The 16,954-nt window shown below is 70.7% G+C and carries 14 protein-coding genes; 4 read left to right on the top strand and 10 right to left on the bottom strand.

Going from position 1 to position 16,954, the window contains the following annotated elements; translation table 11 throughout:
- The first annotated feature begins 53 nt into the window (after window positions 1-53).
- Complete coding sequence (locus EP757_RS30560) at window positions 54-2,843, top strand: glycosyl hydrolase (RefSeq protein WP_160165926.1); 2,790 nt, start codon at window positions 54-56, stop codon at window positions 2,841-2,843.
- Window positions 2,844-2,863: 20 nt separating this feature from the next.
- Here the strand turns inward: EP757_RS30560 and EP757_RS30555 are convergent, their stop codons facing one another.
- The 4 genes from EP757_RS30555 to EP757_RS30540 all read right to left on the bottom strand — a co-directional run bounded on the left by EP757_RS30555 (window position 2,864) and on the right by EP757_RS30540 (window position 6,287).
- A complete protein-coding gene (locus EP757_RS30555; protein WP_232050081.1) occupies window positions 2,864-3,373 on the bottom strand; it encodes an LOG family protein in 510 nt (169 codons plus the stop codon).
- Window positions 3,374-3,814: 441 nt separating this feature from the next.
- On the bottom strand, window positions 3,815-5,485 hold the full coding sequence (locus EP757_RS30550; RefSeq protein ID WP_127551872.1) for a sodium:solute symporter: 1,671 nt from the start codon (window positions 5,483-5,485) through the stop codon (window positions 3,815-3,817).
- Window positions 5,478-5,687, bottom strand: coding sequence for a DUF3311 domain-containing protein (locus EP757_RS30545; RefSeq protein ID WP_127551871.1), 210 nt, complete (start codon window positions 5,685-5,687; stop codon window positions 5,478-5,480). Before EP757_RS30545 ends, EP757_RS30550 begins: the two co-directional genes overlap by 8 nt.
- Window positions 5,688-5,726: 39 nt before the next feature.
- Entirely contained in the window at window positions 5,727-6,287 is a 561-nt protein-coding gene (locus EP757_RS30540) for a QsdR family transcriptional regulator (protein ID WP_232050079.1), read from the bottom strand.
- A 36-nt stretch (window positions 6,288-6,323) separates the two neighbouring features.
- Between EP757_RS30540 and EP757_RS30535 the strand changes: the two genes are divergently transcribed.
- On the top strand, window positions 6,324-6,875 hold the full coding sequence (locus EP757_RS30535) for a sugar O-acetyltransferase (protein WP_127551869.1): 552 nt from the start codon (window positions 6,324-6,326) through the stop codon (window positions 6,873-6,875).
- Here EP757_RS30535 and EP757_RS30530 read toward each other — a convergent pair.
- Genes EP757_RS30530 through EP757_RS30520 form a run of 3 tightly spaced genes read right to left on the bottom strand, consistent with a single transcriptional unit; the run spans window position 6,862 to window position 10,398 of the window.
- Window positions 6,862-8,076, bottom strand: a complete 1,215-nt coding sequence (locus EP757_RS30530) for a beta-ketoacyl synthase (protein WP_127551868.1) — start codon at window positions 8,074-8,076, stop codon at window positions 6,862-6,864. The two genes, EP757_RS30535 and EP757_RS30530, sit on opposite strands and share 14 nt — an antisense overlap.
- 10 nt (window positions 8,077-8,086) lie before the next feature.
- A complete protein-coding gene (locus EP757_RS30525; RefSeq protein WP_127551867.1) occupies window positions 8,087-10,072 on the bottom strand; it encodes a hypothetical protein in 1,986 nt (661 codons plus the stop codon).
- Window positions 10,069-10,398, bottom strand: a complete 330-nt coding sequence (locus EP757_RS30520) for a PadR family transcriptional regulator (protein ID WP_127551866.1) — start codon at window positions 10,396-10,398, stop codon at window positions 10,069-10,071. The genes EP757_RS30525 and EP757_RS30520 overlap by 4 nt, the downstream gene beginning before the upstream one ends.
- A 95-nt stretch (window positions 10,399-10,493) precedes the next feature.
- Here EP757_RS30520 and EP757_RS30515 point away from each other — a divergent pair, with 95 nt between their 5' ends.
- Window positions 10,494-10,976 (top strand): YfbM family protein, encoded by a 483-nt coding sequence (locus EP757_RS30515; protein WP_127551865.1) that lies wholly within the window; start codon window positions 10,494-10,496, stop codon window positions 10,974-10,976.
- A 1,302-nt stretch (window positions 10,977-12,278) separates the two neighbouring features.
- Here the strand turns inward: EP757_RS30515 and EP757_RS30510 are convergent.
- Window positions 12,279-13,091: an aldo/keto reductase gene (locus EP757_RS30510; protein WP_127551864.1), complete on the bottom strand. Its 813-nt coding sequence runs from the start codon at window positions 13,089-13,091 to the stop codon at window positions 12,279-12,281.
- A gap of 16 nt (window positions 13,092-13,107) precedes the next feature.
- Complete coding sequence (locus EP757_RS30505; RefSeq protein WP_127551863.1) at window positions 13,108-14,304, bottom strand: MFS transporter; 1,197 nt, start codon at window positions 14,302-14,304, stop codon at window positions 13,108-13,110.
- A 95-nt stretch (window positions 14,305-14,399) separates the two neighbouring features.
- Here EP757_RS30505 and EP757_RS30500 point away from each other — a divergent pair, with 95 nt between their 5' ends.
- Complete coding sequence (locus EP757_RS30500; protein WP_127551862.1) at window positions 14,400-14,834, top strand: MarR family winged helix-turn-helix transcriptional regulator; 435 nt, start codon at window positions 14,400-14,402, stop codon at window positions 14,832-14,834.
- A gap of 148 nt (window positions 14,835-14,982) precedes the next feature.
- Here EP757_RS30500 and ligA read toward each other — a convergent pair whose 3' ends face one another.
- Complete coding sequence (ligA, locus tag EP757_RS30495) at window positions 14,983-16,938, bottom strand: NAD-dependent DNA ligase LigA (protein WP_127551861.1); 1,956 nt, start codon at window positions 16,936-16,938, stop codon at window positions 14,983-14,985.
- Window positions 16,939-16,954: the final 16 nt, after the last annotated feature.

Raw genomic sequence — 16,954 nt, 5'->3', positions numbered from 1 at the left:
TTTCCGTCACGTTAACAGGCTCATTATTTGAAACGATTCACGGAAGGATGTCAATGAAGAGATTCTTTTCCGCGGCGCTCGCCCTCGCGCTGACCCTCCCTCTGTCCACGGCGGCACACGCCGGTGGCAAGCCCACCCGGTTCGCCGCCGACTTCGCCGCCGCGAGGTCCGAGACCAGCGCCATGTTCCGCTGGTGGTGGCCGTCGTCGGTGGACGCGGGCACCGCCGTGAAGCAGCTGCGTCAGGTGGCCGCGGCGGGCTACAAGGGCGTCGAGATCGCCATGGTCATGGACGGCACCGATTACGTCGTCGACCCCGACGAGCACTCCTACGGCGACGCCGATTGGCGCAAAGCGGTCAAAGCAGTCTTGGCCGAAGGCCAGAAGCTCGGCGTACAGATCGATCTGACCTTGGGAAGCCGCTGGCCGGCGGCGATCCCCGGCCTGGACGTCGGCAGCGCCGCGGCGAGCCAGGAACTGGTCACCGCCGGCGCGGTCGTCGCGGGCGGCGCCACCTATCGCGGCGCCGTCCCGCAACCCGCGGCCCGCACCTACCAGGACCGGACCGTCACGAACGGCGTCGTCACCAGCACCACGAGGACGTCCGCCGCGAGCATCGTCACCGCGACCGCCGCCCGCTGCGTCGCCACCTGCGCCGAGACCACGCCGGCCATCGACCTCGGCACGGTCATCGACATCAGCGGCGGCATCCGCGACGGCCGGATCACCTGGACCGCGCCGGCGACCGGCACCTGGACGATCACCGGCTACTGGAAGCGCGGCACCGCGCAGCGCAACGACGCCCCGTTCGGCAGCACCGTCTCGCCGCTCTCCGACCCCGAGTCCCGCGTGATCAACCACCTGGACAAGGCCGGGACCAGCGCGTTCCTCACCTACTTCGACGGCCTTCTGGACGCCGAGACCCGCCGGTTGCTGCGCGCGAACGGCGGATCGATCTTCGAGGACTCGCTCGAACTCAACGGCGCCCAGCTCTGGACGACGAGCTTCCTGTCGGCATTCAAGAGCCTTCATGGGTACGACCTGAAGCCGTACCTGCCGGTGATCGCCCGTACCGCACCGAGCAGCCCGTTCGGCTCCCCCAGCCCGAACTACACGTTCGCGGCCGGGCAGTCCGAGGCGGTCGAGCGGATCCGGCACGACGTCGAGGCCACGATCAGCGAGCTGTACCTGACCAACCACCTCGAACCGATCAAGGCGTGGGCGAACCGGCTCGGCCTGAAGTACCGCGCCCAGCCGTACGGCGAGCCGATCGACCTCGGTGACGCCGCGAAGCGCCTGGACATCACCGAGTGCGAGTCGCTCGGCTGCTCCGAGGCCCGGATGCGCACCACCACGACCAGCGCCGCCGTCGCCGGCAAGAGCCTGGTGACCAGCGAGATGCTGCCCGGCGGCTTCGGCAACCTGTACGGTCTGACCCCCGCGCAGATCGTGGCGCTGGCGAACCGGGAGTACGCGCTCGGCATCAGCCAGATGGTCTTCCACGGGCTGCCGTACCCGGCGATCCCGCCGAGCGCGGACGGCACGATCACCGACAACGCCGCGTACTGGCCGGGCTTCCACGGCTTCGGCAGCAACATCGGCGAGGCGTTCGGGCCGCGCCAGGCGACGTGGACGATGGAGCCGGAGCTCGCCGACTACTACAGCCGCATGCAGCAGACGCTGCAGACCGGCCAGGCACGGTACGACGTCGCCGTGCTGAACCAGACGTTCGGCGGTGACGAGCCGACCCACGACGGCACGTTCCTCGCCCGGGCCGGATACACCTACGGTTACGTCACTCCCGGCGCGCTCGGCGGGAAGACCTCCTATCGCGCTCTGGTCCTTGACAGCTCGCCGATGTCCCTCGACTCGGCGCGGGCCATCGCCCGCAAGGCCCGGGACGGACTCACCGTCGTGATCATCGGCGCCGGGCCGCAGCACACCATCGGGTACGCCGGATCCGCCGCGGCGGCGGCCGCCGGCGACAAGGCTCTCCGTGCCGTGTTCACCGATCTCCGCAAGCTGCCGAACGTCCGCACCGCCACCGGCGACGCGGACGCCCTGACCAAGCTCGGGGTCCGCCCCGACGCGCGGATCGGCGACCGGGCCGTCACCTCGACCGTCCGCGTCGACGGCGCGAACCGGTACTACGTGCTGGTCAACGGCAGCGACCGGGCCGTCACCACGACGGCGGCGCTGGCCGGCAGCGCGGGCTCGGTCGCCTACCGCCTCGACCCGTGGACCGGTGACATCACGGCGGCCGGCGACAGCAACTCGCTGCGTGTCTCGCTGCCCGCCGGCGCGGCCACGATCATCGCGCTGGCCGGTCCGGCGTTCACCGGGAAGCGGCTCGCCCCGGTGCGCACGGGCACGTCCGGCGCACCGATCGCTCTCGGTCAGTGGTCGCTCAGCCTCGACGAATGGCTCCCGGGAACGGCCGCCGACTCGTCGTCGACGACCATCCACCGTACGACGTCGGTCCCTGACCTTGATCTTCGCCCGTGGAACGAGATCCCGGGGCTCGCCGACGCTGTCGGTGTCGGCACCTACCGCACGACCGTGACCGTGCCGTCCACCTACCGTGGCGCGCGGTTCCAGCTGGACCTCGGCGGCGTGGGCGGCTCCTACCAGGTGTTCGTGAACGGTCGCCAGGCACGGCCCGCCGACCAGCTCTCCACCGTGATCGACCTCGGCGACGCGCTGAAGCCGGGCGTCAACACGGTGACCGTGAAGGTGGCCAGCACCCTGCTCAACCGGTTGCGGGTGCACCGCCCGGCCGAGTTCGGGGCGCGCACCCCGACTTCGAACGGCCTGTTCGGGCCGGTGTCCCTCACGGTGAAGTGACAGTGGTGGGCCAGGGTTCCTCAGCCCCGGCCTGCCATCGCCTTCCCGACCGCTTCTTCCGGGGTATCGGCCTGATCGATTCCGGGCACGGCGACACCGTCCGCATCGACGACGCGCCAGCCGCCGCCGAGCGCGATCACCGGAATCCCGCCGCGGCGCACGGCCAGAGCGACCTCGCTGAGCGTCCCCCACGAACCACCCACGCTGATCACGGCGTCGGCGCTCTGCACGATGATCGCGTTCCGCGCCTCCCCCATGTTCGTCACGATCGTCGCCGACAGATCAGGCGAGGCTTCGTCACCGCCGTCAGCGCCGTCGGCGCCGTCAGAGCCGTCACCGGGCCGGATCCCGATCACGAGCCCGTCGCGGGCGCGCACCCCGGCGGCGACAGCGGCCATCACCCCGCCACCGCCGCCGCAGATGACGACTGCTTGCCGCGCGGCAAGCAGTTCCCCGACCCGCCTGGCCAGCGCGGCTTCCGCGTCCGTGCATTCCCGGGGACCGCAGACCGCCACGTGCAGAGCCACCACCGCCGCCCTCCCCATGAACCGTCCGAGATCTGCTGTTGGATGCCACCGGTGCGAGGCTTGATGGAAAGTCGGAGGTGCCCTGGGCCCCACGACTCTCCATCAAGCAACCGAAGCACACGACCCACCACGCCGAGAGGCCGTCCGAGCAACACAGCGACCGGCTCTCAGAGCGACCGGCCCTCAAGGCCCCCGGCTGTCGCAGCCACCGCCGACCTCCGCCTCGTCACCTGCCCGGGGAACATCCAAGATCCGCAACCGGCCGTGCGCATCGTCGCAAGCTTGGTGGAAAGTCAGAGATCCTCGACTCCCACCTCGTCTGCAACGGCCGTGCGCATCCTCGCGAGTCTCGGTGGAAGGTCGGAGGTGTCCTGAGCCCCACAACATTCCACCACGCGTCGAACCCGCCGGGCGTCCTAGGAACCTAGGTGCTTGGCCGTCGTCTCAGCGGCTCCGCAGATCGCTCAGGGATTCCGGGCGGTGGGCGTGGCGACCTGTGTCCCCGCGGCCGTCGAAGGCTACCGGGTGCTTTCGCGGGAGGCCGTCGATCAGGTCGTCGAGGCGTTTGAGGTGGGCGTCGCCGGCGTCGGCCAGGTAGTCGTCCGGGGTGGTCGCGTCCAGGCCACCTTGGTGGCCGGCTGCTCGCAGGAAGAGGGTCATCGCCACGACCACGGCCAGGTTGACCAGGAGGGCGACGATGCCGACGTAGATGGTGGCGCCGTTACCGAGGGGCCAGGAGGAGCCGCCGAAGTGGCCGGTGCCGGTGGTGGGGTTCGGGATGTCGTAGAGCATCCACATGCCGGTGGCGAGTCCGGAGAAGAGACCGGTGAGCAGCGCCGTCCGGTGGAACCAGCCGGTGAGCAGGCCCAGGAAGACGGCCGGGATGGTCTGCAGGATGATCACACCGCCGATGAGCTGCAGGTCCACCGAGAACGTCGGGTCGACGGCGAGGATCAGGGCGGCCGCGCCGAACTTGACCAGCAGCGACACCCATCGGCTGACCCGGGCCTCGGTCGCCGGGGCGGCGTCGGGGCGCAGGTAGGGGCGGAACAGGCTGCGGGTGAACGCGTTGGCCGCCGCGATGGACATGACCGCTGCCGGGATGAGTGCTGCCACGCTCAGGCCGGCGTACGCGATGCCCGCTGACCAACTCGGGAAGTATTCGTGGATCAGGCGCGGGATGACGGTGTTGAGGTCGCCGTCGACCGGCGTGATCCCGCGGGAGAGCGCGAAGAAGCCGAGCAGGGCCATCAGCGCGAGCGCGATGCAGTAGATCGGGAGGGCGGCGGCGTTGCGGCGTACCGTCGCCCGGTCCTTCGCGGCCAGCATGCCGACGAGCGCGTGCGGGTACGCGAAGATCGCCAGTGCGGAGCCGATCACCAGGGTCAGGAAGCCGAGGTGGCCGGTCGGCGGCAGCAGCAGGCCGTCGCCCGGGTTCGGGGTGGCGGCGAAGTGCTCGGCGGACTGCTGGAAGGTGTGGTCCCAGCCGCCGTACATGGCGACCATCAGGACCGCGGTGAGCAGCATCCACGCCATCAGCACGTCCTTGACCACGGAGAGCAGGGCCGGCGCCCGCAGACCGGATCGGAAGGTGCAGACCGACACCACTGTCACCGCGGCCAGCAGAGGCCACTCACCACCGAAGCCGACCGTCCGGAGGACCGCCTGAAGGGCCAGCAGCTGCACGGCGACGTACGGCATGGTCGCAAGAATCCCGGTGACCGCGACCGCCGCACCCAGCCCGGGCGAACCGAACCTCGCGCTCGCGAACTCGCTCAGGGTGACGAAACCGTGCCGGCGCGCCACCGACCACGCCCGCGTCGTGAACAGGAACGTCAGCGGCGTCGTGATGATCGCGAACGGCACCGCGAAGTAGCCGACGGCGCCGATGCCGTAGGTGAGGGCCGGGACGGCGATGAACGTGTACGCGCTGTACATGCTCCCGCCGATCAGGAACCAGGTGACCCAGTTGCCGAACGACCGGCCGCCGACACCCCACTCCTCGAGGCTGTGCGGATCCTCCGGCGCCCGCCAGCGCGCCGCGCCGAAGCCGAGCACCAGCACGAGTCCCATGAGGACGAGGAACACCCCGACCTCGACCTGACGATCACTCATCGACGCCCTCACGGGTCGCCAGGTGCACGCCGGTGATCACCGCGATCGCGAAGAGCGCGCAGGCGAACTGGTACCAGAAGAAGAACGGCACGCCCAGCAGGGTCGGCTCGATGCGGTTGGCGAGAGGAGTCAGAAGAGGCGCAGCCACGGGCAGAACCAGCAGCCATTGCCAGTGACGCGAACGTGGAGCAGGTGTCGGCATCGCCGCACCATAATCAGGTGTCGATGCGTTACACCATGATTAACAGGAAAGCTGCGACAGCTGTCTCAGCAAGGTCCTCACCGCACGTTCGGCCAGGGCCAGATCGGCCGGCCGTCCCGCCACCAGCTCGGCATAGAGGGCCGATTCGATGATCCGGACATAGAGGTACGCCACGTCAGCGCCCGCGCGATCCAGCCCCACCTCCTTGAAGATCTCCAGCTGGGTGACGACCACCCGTTCGGTCACGCCACCGGCATGGGTCAGCAGGATCCGCGCGGCGGCGTCCGGCTCGGCGGCGAGGAACCGGCGGAACGGCTCGGAGGCCTGCAACTCCTCGGCGAACCGGTGCGTGACCTCGATGGCCCCGTCCACCCCGTGCTGCGTCCTGCGGCGCCGGGCCTCGGCGAGCATCCGGTCGGCGAGTCGCCACAGCACCTCGCCGAGCAGCCGGTCGCGCCCGTGGGTGACGCGGTAGAGGGTCGCGCGGCTGATGCACATCGCGGCGGCCAGGCCGTCCATGTCGACGGTGCCGTGCCGCAGGAAGAAGAAGCAGCCGGCCCGCGTCACCTCGTCGTCGCTCACCACTCGGCGCCCGTTCACGCCCAGCACCGTACCGGTTACTGACATGATCGTCCTATGTACAACGATCTCGCGCCTGAGCTGATCGAGGCGCGGCAGAGGACCGTGCTTCTGACGGACGAGTACAACGCCTCGTTCGGCCGTCCCGCCGCGGAACGGGAGGCGATCCTGGCGAGGCTGCTGAAGACCGTCGGCGCCGGCTGCCACTTCGAGCCGACGTTCCGGTGCGAGTTCGGGTCGGGGATCAGCATCGGGGACCACTTCTACGCCAACTTCGACTGCGTGATGCTCGACTACGGCGGGATCACCATCGGGGATCACGTGCTGTTCGGGCCGCGGGTCGGGATCTACACCTCGAACCACGCCATCGACCCGTGGGAACGGATGGCCGGTGGGTGCTATGCGGCGCCGGTGGTGATCGGGAACCGGGTGTGGGTCGGTGGTGGTGTCACGATCAATCAGGGGGTGACCATCGGCGACAACGCGGTCATCGGCTCGGGGGCGGTCGTGACGCGGGACGTGCCGGCGAATGTGATCGCCGTCGGGAACCCGGCGCGGGTGCTCAGAGAGATCACTGAAGCGGACAGGACAGGGTTCACGCCGACGTGAACAGCAACGATACGTTCTGCCCGCCGAATCCGAACGAATTGCAGATCGCGGCCCGCACCTTCTGTGCACGCGGCTCACCGGCCACCACGTCCAGCTTCACCTCAGGCGCCTTCGACTCGAGGTTCAGCGTCGGCGGGATGACCCCGTCACGAACGGTCAGCACGGTGAGGATGCTCTCCACCGCGCCCGCGCCGCCGACCAGGTGACCGAGGCCGGACTTCGGCGCGGTCAGCACCACGTGGTCGCCGAGCGCCGCCTGGATCGCCGCCGCCTCCCCGAGGTCGCCGACCACGGTGGACGTGGCGTGGCAGTTCACGTGGTCGACGTCCGCAGCGGTCAGCCCGGCCGCCGCCACCGCCGCCCGGATGGCCCGGATCTGCCCGGTCCCGGCGGGGTCGGGTCCGGTGATGTGATGGGCGTCGGCGGTCACCCCGAACCCGGCGAGCCGCCCGTGCACCCGCGCGCCCCGGGCCGCGGCGAACTCCTCGCGCTCCAGGATCAGCACTCCCGCGCCCTCCCCCAGCACGAACCCGTCCCGGCCCGCGTCGAACGGCCGCGACGCCCGCTCCGGATCGTCGTTCCGCTTGGACAGCGTGCGCGCCTGCGCGAACCCCGCCACGATCAGCGGCTCGATGCACGACTCCACCCCGCCGGCGATCACGACGTCGGCGTCACCGTCGCGGATCAGCCGGACGCCGAGACTGAGCGCCTCCGCCCCGGACGCGCAGGCCGAAGCCGTCGTGAACGTCCCCGCCCGCGCCCCCAGCTCGATGCTCACCCAGGCGGCCGGCCCGTTGGGCATCATCATCGGGATGGTCAGCGGCGAGATCCGCCCCGGCCCCTGCTCCTCGATCAGGTCGTCCTGCGCCAGCGCGGTCGACACCCCGCCGATGCCGGTCCCGATCACCACCGCCACACGCTCCGGCTCCGCCCCGGGATTCCCGGCGTCCGCCCACGCCTCCCGAGCGGCCACCAGCGCGGCCTGCTCAGCACGATCCAACCTTCTCGCCTGTACGCGGGGAAGCACCGTGTCGGGAGATACCGCCATAGGAGCCGCGATCACCGTCGGCAGCGCGAAACCTCGCAGCAGATCGTCGACGCGGCGCACCCCCGACCGGCCGTCGAGGACGCCCTGCCACAGCGATGCCACGTCCCCGCCGAGCGGCGTGGTGGCGCCCATACCGGTGATCACAACGCTCATGTGGATCCCCTCAGGTGGTGGCGGCTGCCTCCACCGTAGATGCCGGAACGACATCTGTGGATGCCACCGCACCGCCCAGCCGCGCCGCCACCAGTGCCGCGAACGGCGTGACCAGCAGCGCCGCGCCCGGAACCACCGAGATGCCGTCCGCCGGATAGCCGAGACCTTCGATCGCGAACAGCAGATCCGGCACCATCGACAGGAAGAACGCCGACCCCAGCCACAGCGCGATCGTGGCCGGCGCCCCGGCCGCGGCCATCAGCACCCACAGCGCGGCCGTCCGTCCTCGCGGCCGTGCCCGGTGCCGCCGCAGCAGCCCGATCGTCAGCACGGCGAGCGGCAGTCCCACGGTGGCGCCCCACAGCGCCGACCCGTTGTCCTCGGACGCGGCCGGCACGGGAGACAGTCCGGCCACGGCCACCGCCACCACCGGAACGACGAGCACCAGCACCGCCACGCCGACCGGCAGCCGGCGACGGCTCAGCGTCACCGCGGCCACCGACGCCAGCACCACTCCGAGCGCCGCCAGCCCGGTGGTGGTCCACACCAGTCCGGCGGGCAAGTAGGGATGGTTCACGCCGGGGGTCCCCTGGAACAGCAGCTGAGGCGCACAGACCGCCCCGATGACCGCGGCGGCCGCCACCCGCCGCCGCACAGCCGCATCCCGCCGGCCACCTGTCTTCAGTCGTCGCCCGGCGGCGAACCAGGCTGCGACCGTCGCCACGGCGGCGGTCAGCAGGGCCAGCCGCAGGCCGCCGCCGCCGCTCACGCCGGCACGGACCAGCACGCCGTCGGCCAGCACCAGCAGGACGGTGAGCACGACGGCGGAGATCCCGGCCCGCCACCGGTCGGCGGCCGCGGCCAGCATGCCGACGGCAGCCAGCAGGATCGCACCCCAGCGCAGCTCGGCCACCCACAGGTAGATCTCGCCGTCCCCACCCGGCATCGGCGCGACGGCCGAGACACCGGGCATGGCCGGACTGAGGACCGCGAGGGTGTAGGCCCACCCCGCCACCCCGAGCGCGACCACCAGAGCGCCGGCCACCGACAGAATTCCGGCGGGCGGCGCGACCTGCTCGTTCTCCGGCCGGGGCACGGTGACGACGGCCGGAGCCGGTCGCCGGGCACCGAGGCCGTAGGCGAGCGCCAGCACACCGAACACCGCCAGCGTCACCGCCCACGGGCCCATCCAGTAGAAGGAGCGGCTGGACAGCTCGCCGTCCGGCATCACGGTGAACTCGGACGGCGGCTCGCCGCTGAGCATCGAGGCGATGAACACGGCCCCGGGCGTCGTACTGGTCAGCATCTGCGGCACGCCGGCGACGGCAGCCGCGGCGACGCTCACCAGCGGCACCCCGGCCAGCAGGGTCCACCGCAGGCGGCCGCGAACCGCCGCGACACCGAGCACGGCGAGACCCGGAACCCAGATCGCCAAACCGGCCAGCACCGCGACGACGTAGAGCGGGTCCTGCCCGATCACCGCCTGGGTGAGCAGCGCCGGAGTGAGCAGCAGCGGCGCGAACGCGGCGGCTGTCGCCGTACCGAATCGCTTGGTTTGCCCTATCGGCAATCGGCGGCCGAGCCGATGACCGGCCAGCACGCACCAGACCGCCACGAGGACGCCTCCGAGAAGCGTGCTGCTCCAGCTCCCGCCGTAGGTCTCGTATCCGAGGAGAGGAGTCAGGTAGCCGACCAGCGATCCGGCCAGCATCGTCACGCCGAGCGTGAGCATCCCGGCGAACACGACAGCGAACGCGGGCGCCATCGGCGGCGTGGTCTCACCCCATCCGCGCGGCGCGCCGCTGCCGTCCCGGAACGGGGGCGAGGCGAGGAGGCTGAACGCGTACGCCAGTCCCTCCCGTGTCCCGCCCGGCTCGGCCTGGATCGCGGCCAGCTCGGCGTGCCACTCCTGCGCCATCTCGTCGCGGATGCCGGCCGGCCAGCGCTTCGCAGCCAGGTCCAGGAATCGGTGGGCGAGCCGGTTCCGCGCGCTCATGCCAGCTCCGGTTTCGGGACGCCGCCGAACGCCTTGTCCAGTTGCTGCCGCAGGGCCGCCAGCTCGGTACGGGCGGCGGCGAGCCCGTCCGGGGTCAGCTTGTAGTACCGCCGCGCGGGTCGGCCGGCCACGACCGGGTCGATCTCCTCCCACTGCGTCTCGACCCAGCCGGCCTTCTGCAGCCGGAGCAGGATCGGATAGAGGGTCCCGCTCGGGTGCCCGCTGGCACGCATGAGGTCGAGGCCGTAGCGGTAGGCCCCGGGATCTTCGAGAAGTGCCGCCAGCACCTTCGACACGGCTGCGGTCACTCGTACGGGATGGGTCATGCCGCAGACCGTAACCTACCCTCACAAGTTTTTCTACATAGGGTGTGAAGTGCGGTCTCGTGAATTCGTCGTACTCAGCCCCTAACGTGTGGGCCATGGCATGCCGTGGAGTGTTCTTCGCGCTGACTCGTGAGCAGGACGACGCGCTCGTCGCCACCGCCGACGACGACGAGGTGCGCGACTTCGTCGAGTCCGTCGAGGAGCAGTGGGACGACGCGTGGCTCTGCGAGGTCGACAAGTCGTGGGACGCCCTGCACCGCTGCCTCGGGGACGGCACGCTGCGCTGCGGTTACGGCCGGCACGGCGGCGGCCCGCTGGAGACGGCGGTGCTCGGTGGCGGCCACCACTACGAGGGTGCTGACTACGTCGTGGCCCACGTCCCGGCCGCCGACGTCCCTGCGGTGGCTACGGCGTTGCAGGGAGTCGACGAGGGGTGGCTGCGGGACCGCCACCAGCGTGTCGGCCAGGGTGGGATGGAGGATTTCGACTACCTCTGGCACTACTTCCGGGAGGTTCGCGACTTCTATGGGAGGGCGGCGGCAGCGGGCAGATCAGTGATTTTCACCGTCGACCAGTAGGCCGGTGCGCGGGCGGCTACGTGGTGACCCTGCGCCGGGCCGACCACGGGGGAGGGCATGGCCGTCTGATGCCTGACCTGTGTAGCTGCATGGCCTCTGGACCGGGGTCTGTCTTAACGGGACTGCTTGACGGCGAGGCTGCCCGACGGGGACCGTGTGACTGCGGAGATGCCTGACGTGTGGACCTCAGGACAGCTCGCCGGGCGTGTGCCGGATTGTCCGGATGGCGGCGCTACTACTCAGTCTGGCCGGCCCTCTCACCTGCCGCGTGACGGGCCGGACTCGCCACCATGTTGCGCATGACCGCGAGCGCGCCACGACTTTGCGCATGACCGTCCGGACTCGCCACCACTGTGCGCATGACCGTCCGGACTCGCCACCACTGTGCGCATGACCGTCCGAGCGCGTCACTACAGGATCGCAGTGGCCTGATCGCGGTCGGCTCGCCGGACTGTGACCGCATGCCCGCTCGGCTCCCGCCCGCGATGGTCACCTGCCTGCTCGACCGCATGGCCGCGCGAGCGCCTTGCCCGCCAGTAGCGATCTTGGGCGATTCTGCATCCCCCGAGATGGAGGATCACCCAAGATCGGTGCGGGAGGGCGGTGGGCACTCAGTCGCCCTCGCCGATAGCTTCCTGCACGTGCGACCGTCAAGCCGCGCCGCCTCAGCAGATCTTGAGCGATCCTGGACCCCACGAGGTCGCGGATCGCTCAAGATCTGCGGCGGTGTGGGGCGGCGGTACGCGCTCAGCCGCTCCTTCGAGACGACTGTCTGCACGCGGGACCCTGCGACCGCCTCGTCGTGCAGGCGGCACGCGACACGCGGCACACGGCACACGGCACACGGCACACGGCACACGGCAGATCTTGGGAGGTGCTGGACCCCAGGATGTGGAGGATCGCTCAAGATCTGCGGCAGCGTGGGGGCGAACGGGAGCGAGAGCGCGCGGCGCGTACTCAGCCGACCACCCGCCTGGCCGCCAACGCGCACGGCTGAAGCGTCTATGTGGGCTGCCGACACGTACGACCGTCCCACCACTCGACCACACGAGCGGCCAACAGCGGCTCTTGGGCGATTCTTCACCCACGAGTTAGAAAATCGCCCAAGATCTGCCCGCGGGCGAGCAGGAGAGACGCCGGGCGGCAGGCCAGCGGACCAGCAGGCCAGCGGACCAGCAGGCCAGCGGACGAACAGGCCAGCGGACGAACAGGCCAGCGAACCGACAGGCCGTGGCCCCCGCGCGCGTGCCGTTCAACCACATCGGCATTGACGCGCGCGGGGGGACTGCGGCGGACCGGCGGTCAGCCGTTGAAGGTGGACGGGTGGGGGCCGGTGCGGCCGTCGGACTCCAGGGCGTCGATGGCTGACAGTTCGGCGGCGGTGAGGTCGAAGCCGAAGACGTCGAGGTTCTCGGCGATGCGGGACGGGGTCACCGACTTGGGGATGACGACGCGGCCCTGCTGGAGGTGCCAGCGCAGGACGACCTGGGCCGGGGTCACGTCGTGGGCTGCGGCGGCGGCGACGATCGGGGCCGCGTCGAGGACGCCGCCCTGGGCGAGCGGGCTCCACGCCTCGGTCACGATGCCGTAGCCGGCGCCGGCTTCCGAGGCTGCCCGGTTCTGCAGGAGCGGGTGGACCTCGATCTGGTTGACCGAGGGCAGGCTGCCGCCGAGGCCGGCTACCCGGTCGAGGTGGACCGGCTCGAAGTTGGAGACGCCGATGCTGCGGGTCAGGCCTTCGGACTTGAGCTGCTCGAGGGCCTGCCAGGCATCCAGGTAGGCGTCGGTCTTCGGCGCCGGCCAGTGGATCAGGTAGAGGTCGACCTGGTCGAGGCCGAGCCTGTCGAGGCTCTTGCGCAGCGCGTCCCGGGCGTTGCCGAGGTCGCTGATCCACAGCTTCGTCGTGATGAACAGCTCGTCGCGCTTGATGCCCGACTCGGCCAGAGCCCGGCCGACGCCCACCTCGTTGCGGTAGACCGCCGCGGTGTCGATGCTGCGGTACCCGGTCTCCAGGGCCGTGGTCACCGCCGCCGTCGTCTGGTCGTCGGGGATCTGGAAGACGCCGAAGCCGAGCTGCGGCATCACGACGCCGTCGTTCAGGGTGATGGTGTTCATGATTCTCTCCTGGAACCTAGAGTCGACCAAGACGATCTTGCCCAGCGGCGGCAAGGGAAAACCGGCGGAACTCGCCACCGGGCAGAACCGCGGCGAGGAGGAAGACCAGCAGTCCTGCGAGGGTCACGGCGGCGCCGGCCCAGAGCGGTGCGGTGTAGCCGAGCCCGGCCGCCAGGGTGAGCCCGCCGATCCAGGCGCCGAACGCGTTTCCGACGTTGAACGCGGCGATGTTCGCGCCCGAGGCGAGCGTGGGCGCGCCGGAGGCGTGGGCCAGGATGCGCATCTGCAATCCTGGCACGGTCGCGAACCCGAACGCACCCATCAGGAGCAGGGCCACGATCGTGGCGACCTGGCTTCCGGCCGTCGCGGCGAAGAGGGCCAGTACGACGGTGAGGCCGGCGAGCAGAGCGGTGAGCGTACGACCGAGGTTGTGATCTGCCGCCCTGCCGCCGGCGATGTTGCCGGCGAAGAGACCGACGCCGAAGAGGACGAGCAGCCACGGCACGGCGGCGCTGCTGAAGCCGCTGACCTCGGTGAGCGTGTAGGCGATGTAGCTGAACGCGCCGAACATGCCGCCGAAGCCGAGCACGGTGACGATCATGGAGAGCCAGACCTGCCGGTTCTTGAAGATGGCGAACTCGTCCAGGAACGAGGAGGAAGCGGCGGCCGGCGTCGGCTTGACCAGCAACCCGATGCCGATCATCGCGGCCACACCGACGACCGAGATCGCCCAGAACGTGGCACGCCAGCCGGCGGCCTGCCCGAGGAAGGTGCCGAGCGGCACGCCGAGCACGTTGGCGATGGTCAGACCGCCGAACATGATCGAGATCGCGGCGGCCTTGCGGTTGGCCGGCACCAGGTCGGCGGCGACGACCGAGCCGATGCCGAAGAAAGCGCCGTGGCAGAGGGCGGCGAGGACGCGGCCGAGCAGCATCAGCTCGTAGGAGGGCGCGACGGCGGAGAGCAGGTTGCCGGCGATGAAGAGGATCAGCAGGCCGAGCAGGGCCTTCTTGCGGTCGACCCGGCCGAGGGCGGCGGTCAGGGCGATCGCCCCGACGGCTACCGACAGCGCGTAGCCGGAGATGAGGTAGCCGGCGACGGCCTCGGTCACGCCGAAGTCCGCGGCCACCTCCGGCAGCAGGCCGGCGATGACGAACTCGGTGAGCCCGATCCCGAACCCGCCGATGGCGAGCGCGTAGAGCGCGATGGGCATGTTTGCCTTCCAACGAAGATAGAGCGCGTGTGCAACAACCTCAGCGATAGTTGCACGCGCGCTATATCGGCGCAAGGCGGTGTATCCTCGGCCACGTGGGGATCACCGATGACGCGATCGAAGTACGCGCACAGGGCTGGCGGCGGCTGGCCGCGCTGCACGGACTCATCGAGACCGAGCTGGAGCGGCGGCTTCAGGCGTCCCATCAGCTGTCCGTGGTGGAGTACACGGTGCTCGACGCGCTGAGCCGGCAGGACGGCTGGCACATGCGCATGCGTCAGCTGGCCCGGGCCGCGGCGCTGTCGAGCAGCGCGACGACCCGGCTGGTCACCCGCCTGGAAGACCGCGGCCTGCTGACCCGGATCCTCTGCGCGGACGACCGCCGGGGCATCTACACCGAACTGACGCCGGCCGGCCAGGCACTGCTCGACCAGGCCAGGCCGACGCACGACAAGGCGCTGACCGAGTCGCTGCGGGAGGCGACGAAGACGCCCGAGCTGGAGAGCCTGGTCGCCTTCATCCAGACCTGATCACCGCCCGCGCGAAACTCCAAGATCCGCGACGCGGGGAGATCCAAGATCCGCCGGGTGCGACGCGAAGCTCCAAGATCCGCGGGGGGCCGGACGTGAAACTCCAAGATCCGCGGGGGACGGACGTGACGCTCCACGATCCGCGGGCTCAGGCCAGCATCCGCGCGAACTCCTCCGGGTCGATCACCGGGATGCCGAGCTGCGCCGCCTTCTTCGCCTTGCTGGTGCCGGTCTCGGCCGTCACCAGCGCTGTCGTCTTCGCCGAGACGCTGCCGCTGGCCGTGCCGCCGAGCGCCTCGATCCGCTCGCTGACCGTGGTGCGGGTGTAGCCGGGCACGCTGCCGCTGACCACGTAGACCTGCCCGGCGAGGGGTTTGACCGATCCGTCGTCGACGACGGCCATGGCGAGGCCGGCGGCACCGAGCCGATCGATCACGTCACCCATCGCCACCAGGCCGTCCACCACGTGCTGCGCCTTGATCAGGCCCATCTTGTCGATCTCGGCGATCTCCTCGACCGAGGCCGCCCGGAGCGCGTCCATCGTCTTGAACCGCGACGCCAGCCAGCGGCCCACCGAGCGGCCGGTCATCCGGATGCCCAGTGAGGTGATCACCCGGTTGAACGGCTGCTGCCGGGCGTGCTCCAGACCGGCCGTGATCCGGCCCGCGACCGAGAGACCGACCTGGCGGTTGCCGTCGCCGGTCCGCAGCGTCGCGAACTGCTCGAGGGTGACGTCGAAGAGGTCGGCGAGATCACGGACCAGCTCGGCTTCGACGAGGGCGATCACGATCTCCTCACCGAGCCCGTCGATGTCGAGGCAGTCGCGTCCGGCCGCGTACGTGATCAGCCCGACGAGCGAGCACGACGCCGTGTGGCATCGCCACAGCAGGCTCGACTTGTCCCACGGCTCGCCGCACTGCGGGCAGACCTCGGGCGGCGTCCACGGCGTGAGGCCGTGCGGCTGCTCGCCGATCGGTGTGGTCACGCGCGGGATCACGTCGCCGGCCCGCCACACCGCGACGGTCTGGCCGACGGCGAGGCCCTGGTCGAGAACCCACTGCGGGTTGTGCAGCGTGGCCCGGGTGACGGTGGTGCCGGCGACGTAGACCGGGTCGATGATCGCGCGCAGGGTGATCCGGCCGGTCCGGCCGACGCGGACCTCGATGTCGCGCAGGACGGTCGACGCCGTGTCCGGCGGGTATTTGAAGGCGGCCGCCCAGTACGGCGTGCGGCTGGCCAGCCCGAGCCGCCGCCGGGTCGACTCCCGGTTCGCCTTGATCACCGCGCCGTCGATGGGGAACACCAGGTCGGCGCGCTGCGCCCCGATCGCCTCGATCGCGGCGGTCACCTCCTCGGCGGTGACCCGCTCGCCGGCGACGGCCGGGATCAGGTCGCACGCGGCGGGGAAGCCGAGGCCGGCCGCGAACGCCATCCGCTCCAGGTGGCTGCCGAAGTCGCCGCTGAGCTCGTAGGCCGCGAAGGTCATCGGCGTCTCGTAGGTCCGGTCGATGCTGCGGATCGACCCGGCCACGGCGCCGCGCGAGTTCACGAACGCCTTGGCGCCGGCCGCGACCCGGTTGGCGCTGGCGGTCTCGAAGTCGGCGACGGTCATGTAGACCTCGCCGCGCACCTCGCCGGTCCACGGAGTGCCCAGCGCGGTCGGCAGCCCGGCCACACCGCGTCTGACCTGGGCGGTCACGTCCTCGCCGGTGCTGCCGTCACCGCGCAGCGCGGCGAGCACCAGCCGGCCCCCGGCGTATTCGGCGCGAATGGCCAGGCCGTCCAGCTTCACCTCGACGAGGCAGCCGTCGCCGCCGAGGGTGGCGACGAACTCGCCGACCTCCTCAGTGGTGGTGATCTTGTCGAGCGAGAGCATCGGGGTCGGGTGGCGCACGTCCCCTCCGGCCGACGCGCCGGCGGCGACCTGCGTGGTCACGCCCTGGTCGTCCCAGCCGGGGTGGGCCACGACAGCGGCGGCGATCCGATCGGCGAGCGCGTCGTAGTCGGCGTCGGTCATCAGCGCGTCGCCGGTGTCGTAATAGGCCTGCGCGGCCCGGCGCGCCTCGGTCACCGCTTGCTCGAACTCGTCCCGCGTCTCGATCATGCTGAGCAGCCTAAAG

Source organism: Actinoplanes sp. OR16 (assembly GCF_004001265.1).
Taxonomy (GTDB): Bacteria; Actinomycetota; Actinomycetes; order Mycobacteriales; family Micromonosporaceae; genus Actinoplanes.
The sequence above is the reverse complement of the archived record's forward strand: the minus strand, read 5'-3'. Positions and strand labels throughout refer to the sequence as shown.